9 protein-coding genes are annotated in these 7,332 nt (G+C 74.0%); 5 read left to right on the forward strand and 4 right to left on the reverse strand.

Annotation, left to right across the window (positions count from 1 at the left end):
• Positions 1 to 103: 103 nt before the first annotated feature.
• The gene (locus AWW66_RS30560) at positions 104 to 796 is read right to left on the reverse strand and encodes an SDR family NAD(P)-dependent oxidoreductase (protein ID WP_067373834.1); all 693 of its coding nucleotides are present in this window, start codon (positions 794 to 796) and stop codon (positions 104 to 106) included.
• A gap of 202 nt (positions 797 to 998) precedes the next feature.
• Here AWW66_RS30560 and AWW66_RS30565 point away from each other — a divergent pair, with 202 nt between their 5' ends.
• The 3 genes from AWW66_RS30565 to AWW66_RS30575 all read left to right on the forward strand — a co-directional run bounded on the left by AWW66_RS30565 (position 999) and on the right by AWW66_RS30575 (position 4,287).
• Complete coding sequence (locus tag AWW66_RS30565; protein ID WP_067373837.1) at positions 999 to 1,913, forward strand: MurR/RpiR family transcriptional regulator; 915 nt, start codon at positions 999 to 1,001, stop codon at positions 1,911 to 1,913.
• Positions 1,910 to 2,851 carry an N-acetylmuramic acid 6-phosphate etherase gene (locus AWW66_RS30570; protein ID WP_067373839.1) on the forward strand — a complete coding sequence of 314 codons (942 nt, stop codon included), beginning with the start codon at positions 1,910 to 1,912 and terminating at the stop codon, positions 2,849 to 2,851. Before AWW66_RS30565 ends, AWW66_RS30570 begins: the two co-directional genes overlap by 4 nt.
• Before the next feature lie 446 nt (positions 2,852 to 3,297).
• Positions 3,298 to 4,287, forward strand: a complete 990-nt coding sequence (locus tag AWW66_RS30575) for a sigma-70 family RNA polymerase sigma factor (RefSeq protein ID WP_211272157.1) — start codon at positions 3,298 to 3,300, stop codon at positions 4,285 to 4,287.
• A gap of 179 nt (positions 4,288 to 4,466) precedes the next feature.
• Here AWW66_RS30575 and AWW66_RS30580 read toward each other — a convergent pair whose 3' ends face one another.
• The 3 genes from AWW66_RS30580 to AWW66_RS30590 all read right to left on the reverse strand — a co-directional run bounded on the left by AWW66_RS30580 (position 4,467) and on the right by AWW66_RS30590 (position 6,473).
• Positions 4,467 to 5,441 (reverse strand): C40 family peptidase, encoded by a 975-nt coding sequence (locus AWW66_RS30580; RefSeq protein WP_067373857.1) that lies wholly within the window; start codon positions 5,439 to 5,441, stop codon positions 4,467 to 4,469.
• Between the two features lie 251 nt (positions 5,442 to 5,692).
• Complete coding sequence (locus tag AWW66_RS30585) at positions 5,693 to 6,022, reverse strand: DUF3817 domain-containing protein (RefSeq protein WP_067373846.1); 330 nt, start codon at positions 6,020 to 6,022, stop codon at positions 5,693 to 5,695.
• Positions 6,023 to 6,047: 25 nt separating this feature from the next.
• Positions 6,048 to 6,473 (reverse strand): hypothetical protein, encoded by a 426-nt coding sequence (locus AWW66_RS30590; protein WP_067373849.1) that lies wholly within the window; start codon positions 6,471 to 6,473, stop codon positions 6,048 to 6,050.
• Between the two features lie 142 nt (positions 6,474 to 6,615).
• Here AWW66_RS30590 and AWW66_RS30595 point away from each other — a divergent pair, with 142 nt between their 5' ends.
• Both AWW66_RS30595 and AWW66_RS30600 read left to right on the forward strand, forming a co-directional pair.
• Positions 6,616 to 6,930, forward strand: a complete 315-nt coding sequence (locus tag AWW66_RS30595) for a DUF6158 family protein (protein ID WP_067373852.1) — start codon at positions 6,616 to 6,618, stop codon at positions 6,928 to 6,930.
• Complete coding sequence (locus tag AWW66_RS30600; protein WP_067373854.1) at positions 6,930 to 7,259, forward strand: SRPBCC family protein; 330 nt, start codon at positions 6,930 to 6,932, stop codon at positions 7,257 to 7,259. Before AWW66_RS30595 ends, AWW66_RS30600 begins: the two co-directional genes overlap by 1 nt.
• Positions 7,260 to 7,332 lie beyond the last annotated feature (73 nt).

Genomic DNA, 7,332 nt, shown 5'->3' on the forward strand with positions numbered 1-7,332 from the left:
AGCGGACCGGTGGCCCAGGCCCGGCCGTAGGCCGGTTCGGGTGCCGGCGTGAGGCCCGGCCGGTACCGCCGTGAGGCCCGCCGGCTCAGGCCCCGCCGTGGGCTCAGGCGCGGCCGTAGACCGGGACGGTCGCGCCGCTGGTCGGTGCCGACTCGTCGCCGGCCAGGAAGCGGACCACCGGCGCGATCTCGGCCGGGGTGACCCAGCGGCCGTGGTCCGCGTCGGGCATCGCGGCCCGGTTGGCGGGGGTGTCGACGACGCTGGGCAGGACGGTGTTGCAGCGCACTCCGAAGCGGCGGTACTCGACGGCGACCGCGTTGGCGAACGCGAGCACGGCCGCCTTCGCGGTGACGTACCCGGCCGCGCCCGGAAAGGGGGTCACCGCCGCGCGGGACGAGACGCAGACCACCGCGCCGCCGCCGGCCGCCACCAGGTGCGGCAGGGCGGCCCGGGTGACCAGGTGGGTCGGCCGGAGGTTGAGGGTCAGCATCCGGTCGAACTCCTCGACCGGGGTCTCGTGCACCAGGGCGCCGCCGGCGTACCCACCGACCAGGTTGACCACCGCGCGCAGCGGGGCCGCCGGGTCGGCGGCGGCGACCTCGACGGCCCGCTCCGCGCCGGCCGGGTCGGTGAGGTCCGCGGTCAGCGTGACCACGCCGCCCGCAGCCGGCTGCCCCGGGACGTCACCCGTCCGCTCGGGTACGACCACCCGCCAGCCGGCCGCGACGAAGGCGGCGGTGACCGCCCCGCCCAGCCCGCCCGCGCCCCCGGTCACCAGCACACTGCGTTCCGCCATACCGCACACCGTAGCTTTCGGACCGTCATCGCACCGGACGGTGCCGGGCGGGCAGCCGTCCGGCGGTCCGGCCCGGCCCGCTGGCCGAGCCGGTGGTGCTGCGGAAATGGCAGGCTGCCAGGGTGGGCGGGCCGGTCACGGCGCGTCCCGCATCGAGGGAGCGGTGGTTGACGCTCACGCGCGGTGAAAGTAAGTTTCATCCGTGGTGAAAAGTCCGAAGATTTCCGCGAGTCGCGAGCCGGGTGGGCTGATCGTCCACATCAGCGGCCTGCTGCCGTCGCTGTCCCCCGCCGAGCAGCGGGTCGCCCGGCTGGTGGTGGCGGACCCGGCGGACGCCGCCCGGCGCACCATCACGGACCTCGCCACCGCGGCCGAGACCTCCGAGGCGACGGTGATCCGGTTCTGCCGCTCGGTCGGCATGGACGGCTACCCCCAGCTGCGCATCCGGCTCGCCGCCGAGGCGGCCCGCCGGGTCGAGCCACCGGACGCCCGGGTGGTCGGCGGCGACATCCCACCCGGCGCCGACCTGGCGCAGATCATCGCCACCATCGCCTTCAACGACGCGCGGGCCGTCGAGGAGACCGCCGAGCAGCTCGACCCCGCCGTCTGCGAGCAGGTCGTCGAGACCATCTCCGCCGCCGGCCGCATCGACGTGTACGGCGCCGGGGCCAGCGGTTTCGTCGCCTCGGACTTCCAGCAGAAGCTGCACCGCATCGGCCGGACCGCGTTCTACTTCCCCGACGTGCACACCGCGCTCACCTCCGCCGCGCTGCTCGGCCGGGGCGACGTGGCGATCGGCATCTCGCACACCGGGACGACCTCGGACGTGATCGAGGTGCTGGAGCAGGCCCGCTCCCGGGGCGCCACCACGGTCGCCCTGACCAACTTCCCGCGCTCCCCGATCACCGAGGTCGCCGACCTGGTGCTCACCACGGCGGCCCGCGAGACGACCTACCGCTCCGGTGCCACGGCCAGCCGGCTCGCCCAGCTCACCGTCGTCGACTGTCTCTTCGTCGGGGTGGCGGCGCGCAACCGGGCGCGGGCGAAACGGGCCCTGGAGGCGACCGCCGAGGCGGTCCGGGGTCACCGGGTGGGCCCGGGGCGGAGGCGGGGGTGACGTCCGGCCGGGTCGACCCGGCCGGGCCGCAGCGGCCGGCGGTCCGGGTGGGCGCCGCCACCGAGGGCCGTAACCCGCAGAGCCTCGACCTCGACCTGCTCCCCACCCGGGACGTGCTCACCGTGATCAACGAGGCGGACCGGCGGGTGCCGGGGGCGGTCGGCGCGCTGCTCGACGAGATCGCCACCGCCGTGGACCTGGCCGTCGCGGCGCTGCGCGCCGGCCACCGGGTGCACTACTTCGGCGCCGGCACCTCCGGCCGACTCGGCGTGCTCGACGCCGCCGAGCTGACCCCGACGTTCAACGCCCCCCGGGACTGGTTCTGCGCGCACATCGCCGGTGGGCCGACGGCGCTGTGGCGGGCGGTGGAGAACGCCGAGGACGACGACCGGACCGGCGCGGCCGAGGCCACCGAGTGCGTCCACGCCGGGGACCTGGTGGTCGGGCTGGCCGCGAGCGGGCGGACCCCGTACGTGCTCGGGGCGCTGGCCGCGGCGCGGGCCCGGGGCGCGGCGACGGTGCTGGTCTGCGCCGATCCCGGGGCCGGGGCGGCGGCCTCGGTGGACGTCTTCGTCGGGGTGGACACCGGCCCCGAGGTGGTGGCCGGGTCGACCCGGATGAAGGCGGGCACCGCGCAGAAGCTGGTGCTGAACACCTTCTCCACGGCGGTGATGGTCCGGCTCGGCCGGGTCTACTCGAACCTCATGGTCGACCTCGTCGCCACCAACGCCAAGCTCCGTGGCCGGGTGCTCTCGATCCTGGTCGAGGCGACCGGGTGCTCCGAGGAGGTGTCCCGGCGGGCCCTGCACGAGGCCGACGGCGACCTCAAGACCGCCCTGGTGTCGCTGGTCTCCGGGGCCGGGGTGCCGGCCGCACGGGCCGCCCTGGCCCGCGCCGCCCACCAGGTGCGCGGCGCCCTCGACCTGCTCGCCACCTGAGCCCCCGGGCCGCCTGCCGGAGGCCGCCGGTGCGACCCGGAACACACCCCGGACCGGGAGGCGACACGCGCGTCGGATTGTTCCACCAGACGTGGGGTAATCCATGGATACGGGTGAACCGGCCGTCCCGGCGGGCCGTATTCGTTCAGTGACCAGGATCGCAGCCGGGCGGTGACCCGGATCGCTGTGCACCCGGGGTACGCAATGGTGCGATTCTCCCGGGCGGACCGTCGATCCGCCGAGCCGCTGGCCCTGTGGCACCTCAGCGGCGAGTCACCCGACGGGGGTGCTGACAGCAAACATGGACCGCGCTCTCAGCAGATACTCAGGCGTTCGTGACACTTTCGACTCACGACATGGAATCCCTGACACGTCCCGGCTGTTGTGTAGGTGTCAGCACGGCGGGGCACTCATTGAGGGACGGGGGAGGGCTGATGAACGTGGGGATGGCAAAGAACCGGGCAACCGGCGCTAGCGAGGGGACCGTGGGTAACGTGGACAAGAACATCGGCATGCGGACCGACGAGGTTGCCGAGGAGCGCGACCTGGTCGGAGTCTACCTTCACGAGATCTCCCGGACGCCGCTGCTGGACGCCGCCAAGGAGGTCGATCTCTCCAAGGCGATCGAGGCCGGCCTCTACGCCGAGCACCTGCTCGGCGAGGACCGCGTTCCCGCCGGTGTCGACCGGGACGACCTGGAGCGGGTGGTCGCCGAGGGTGAGCGGGCGAAGGACCTCTTCATCCGGGCCAACCTGCGACTGGTCGTGTCGATCGCCCGCCGCTACGTCCGGTCCGGGATGCCCATGCTGGACCTGATCCAGGAGGGCAACACCGGCCTGGTCCGCGCGGTCGAGAAGTTCGACTACGAGCGGGGCTACAAGTTCTCCACCTACGCGACCTGGTGGATCCGCCAGGCGATCAGCCGGGCCATCGCCCAGCAGGAGCGGACCGTGCGGCTGCCGGTGCACCTGGTGGAGGACGTCAACCGGATGCGCAACGTCGCCCGTCAGCTCACCCGTGAGCTGGGCAGCGACCCGGAGCCGGAGCAGATCGCGGCGGCCCTCGGGGTGACCGTGGAGCGGGTCAACGAGCTGGTCCGGTGGTCCCAGGACACCGTGTCGCTGGACACCCCGGTCGGCGACGACGGCGACACCAACCTCGGCGACCTGGTCGCCGACAGCGACGCCCCCTCGCCGGAGGACATCGTCCTCACCGGGCTGGAGCGGCAGCGGATCGAGGGCCTGCTCAACCACCTCGACGACCGTTCCGCCGGCATCATGCGGGCCCGGTACGGGCTGGAGGACGGCCGGGAGCACTCGCTGACCGAGGTCGCCTCGCGCTTCTCGCTCTCCCGGGAGCGGATCCGGCAGCTGGAGATCCAGGCACTCGGCCGGCTGCGGGAGCTGGCCCGTGCCGAGGGGCTGCAGGCAGCCTGACCGATGGGCCGCCTCCACCCCGGCGGCCGGTCCACCCGGACCGGCCCGAACCCCCGACCTCCCGGCGTACGGGCCGGTGACCGACCCGCCCCAGCGCGGCGGGTCGGCGACCGACCCGCCGGAATGCCGACGGCCGGCGTCCATCAGTGGACGCCGGCCGTTCGCCTCTCACCGGTCCGTCAGCGGACCCGGCCGTAGCCGTACGGGGGCATCAGGTCGACGCTCCGCTTCTCGACGTGCCGGCCGAAGGTCGGGGCGTGGATCACCTGACCGTCGCCGACGTAGAGCGCCACGTGCCCGAGGCTGCGGTAGAAGACCAGGTCGCCGGGGCGCAACTCGCTACGGCTGATCTTCGCCACGGCGTTCCACTGCATCTTGGTGTTGTGCGGTAGCGACCGGCCCGCCGCCCGCCACGCGGCCGAGGTCAGCCCCGAGCAGTCGTACCCGTTCGGGCCGTCGGCCGCCCAGACGTAGGGCTTGCCGATGGCGCCGTACGCGTACCGGACCGCCACCCCGGCCTTGCCGGAGACGGCGGGGGCCTCCTTGGCCGCGCTGCCCGCCTTCCGGGCCGGCTTCTCGGTCGCCGCCCCGTACGCCGTGCGGCGCAGCTCGTAGAGCCGGGCCAGGTCCTTCTCGATCTTCTTCTTGCCGGCGGCCACCTGCTTCGCCTGCGCGGCCTGCCGGGCCAGCGTGGTGTCCAGGCTGCGCTGCTGCTCCACCAGCCGGCGCTGGTTGGCGGTGAACCCGGCGATGCGGGCCTGGCGCTGCCGGGTGAGCTGGTCGAGCGTGCCCAACCGTTCCGCCAGGGAACCGGAGCCGCCCGGGGACAGCAGGGCGTCGACCGTCTGGAGGCCACCGGTCTTGTACGCGGTCACCGCGATCTCGCCGACGTCGGCGCGGCTGCGCGCGGTCTGCTCCTCCAGCGGCGCGATCCGGGCCTGGAGACCGGCGGCGACCCGCTCGTTCTCCTTGATCTTCTCCCGGAGTTCGTTGTACGTCTCGACCACCCGCGCCAACTCGGTCGAGGACTTGTCGATCTGCCGTGTCAGCTCCGCCACCGTCGGCTCCGCCGACGCCGGGGAGGCGGGAACGACCAGCGCGGCGACGAGGCCGGCGGCCACCAGGGGACGCAGCAGATCCCGAAGGGACGACAAGAGCGGCGGGCTCCTCTCCCATCGGCCGCCGGGGGCCTGCGCGGCCTCGGCGGCACCGGCCCGGGGCTGTCCGGGTGGACCGCGGTCGACCGGTCCGGCCTGCACAAGGTAACCCGGAACCAGAGGTACCGGCGTTCATTGCCGGGACGTATGTGACAGAAGTGCGGCGTGACCTGCCCGAGCCGTCACCCGAAGTGGTGATTCGTGCTCCGCCGGTCGCACGGGTGGCCGCCGGAGGGGCCCGGTGGGGGTCAGCCGGCCACGGTCTGCGGCGCGCGCTCCGGCCGGGCCTCGTGCACCCAGTGGCTGACCCGGCGCTCCGCCCAGAAGGAGACGAACGGCACCGTGCCGGCGAGCATCACCGCCAGCATCCGCTTGAGCGGCCAGTCGGCCCGCCGGGACAGGTCGAAGGCGGCGGCCAGGTAGACCATGTAGAGGAAGCCGTGCGACGGACCGATGGTCTCCACCACGACCGGGTTGTCGAACCCGTACTTCAACGGCATCCCGATCACCACCAGCATGATCAGCACGACACCCACGATCCAGGCGATCACGCGGTAGCGGGTAAGGGCTGCGCCCACCTTCGTCCGTCCTTCCGAGCCGGCCTCAGCCGGGGTAGTCACCGGGCTTGGCGCCCGGATTGGCGTTCAACCATGACAGGTAGTGGTTGTAGGCGACCAACTCGCCGTCCTCGGCGCCGTCGGCCACCGCCACCCGGGCGGCCCGTACCGGCCGTCGGACCGCCGGCCGACCGTCCACCGCCCCGGTCGGCCCGTCGGACGCCGGGGCGGGCGCCCCGGTGGACGGGTCCGGCCCGGCGGCGTCGCCGCGCAGCGCCAGCCGGACCTCACGCCACCAGACGAACACCACGAACCCGGCGAAGATCGGCCACTCGAAGGCGTACGCCCAGCTCAGGGTGTTGCCGCTGGCGGCCCGGCTGATCTGCCACCAGCCGAGGGCGAGGAACGCGACGACCAGCACGACCATGGCCACGTGGCGGACCACCCACGCCGGTGTCCAGAGCCGCTTCATGGCATCGAGGGTACCGGGCCCCTCCGGCGTCTCCGACACCGTGTCGTAGTGGCCACGCCGGGCGGCACCCGGACGGGTTTGGTGACAGCCGCTGTGGGCAACCGTCTAGATGCCGGGACAGACGAGACCAGGGAGGCCGATCATGAGCGATCCGGCACGCCACGACGGCACCACGACGGGTGCCATCGGTGAGGTCAGCCCCGAGCAGCGGCTTCCGGAGTGGGACGGCGACCGCGCCGTCGACGGTGACCTGCTCGGCATCGAACCCACCGAGCTGACCGACGAGGACCTGCTCCGGGAGATGCACAGCCTGCACCGCACCCGGCTGGACACGCTGCGGCACGCCGCCGACTCGGCCCTGGCCAACCACCTCCGCCGGACCGCCGAGTTGGAGACGGAGTACCTGGCCCGGCACCCCGGCCGCGAGGTGGACCCGAGCCGGCTGCGGGACGCCTGATGCCCGCGTACGCCGAGCGCGGCATCTCCGCGCCACCCGAGGTGGTCTTCAACACCGCGACCGACCCGGACCGGGTGTCGGCCTGGCTGCCCGAGCCGCTGCGCGCCGACGGCGACCACCGCCCCGACGTGGACGGCGACGGGATGCACGCCCGGTGGCGCAGCGCCAGCGCGCCCGACTGGTCCGCCGAGATCCGGGTCGACCCGGCCGACGCCGGTGGCGCCCGGGTCCGGCTGGAGCTGACCGGGGACGAGGCGGCGGACGGGCTGGCCGACGAGACGCTGGAGAACCTCGCCCGCACCGTGGCCGACAACCTGACCGCCGGCTGACCCCGCCGGGTGCCACACCCGGCGCCACCGGCACCACCAGCCGGCCCACGTCGGCCGGTGCCGCCACCGGCCC

The organism is Micromonospora rosaria, from assembly GCF_001567585.1.
Classification (GTDB): domain Bacteria; phylum Actinomycetota; class Actinomycetes; order Mycobacteriales; family Micromonosporaceae; genus Micromonospora; species Micromonospora rosaria.

Excerpts from the sequence above, each read along its gene's own strand:
- AWW66_RS30560 (WP_067373834.1), bottom strand. The coding sequence starts at position 796 with ATGGCGGAACGCAGTGTGCTGGTGACCGGGGGCGCGGGCGGGCTGGGC.
- AWW66_RS30575 (WP_211272157.1), top strand. The coding sequence starts at position 3,298 with ATGGCAAAGAACCGGGCAACCGGCGCTAGCGAGGGGACCGTGGGTAAC.
- AWW66_RS30590 (WP_067373849.1), bottom strand. The coding sequence starts at position 6,473 with ATGAAGCGGCTCTGGACACCGGCGTGGGTGGTCCGCCACGTGGCCATG.
- AWW66_RS30595 (WP_067373852.1), top strand. The coding sequence starts at position 6,616 with ATGAGCGATCCGGCACGCCACGACGGCACCACGACGGGTGCCATCGGT.
- AWW66_RS30600 (WP_067373854.1), top strand. The coding sequence starts at position 6,930 with ATGCCCGCGTACGCCGAGCGCGGCATCTCCGCGCCACCCGAGGTGGTC.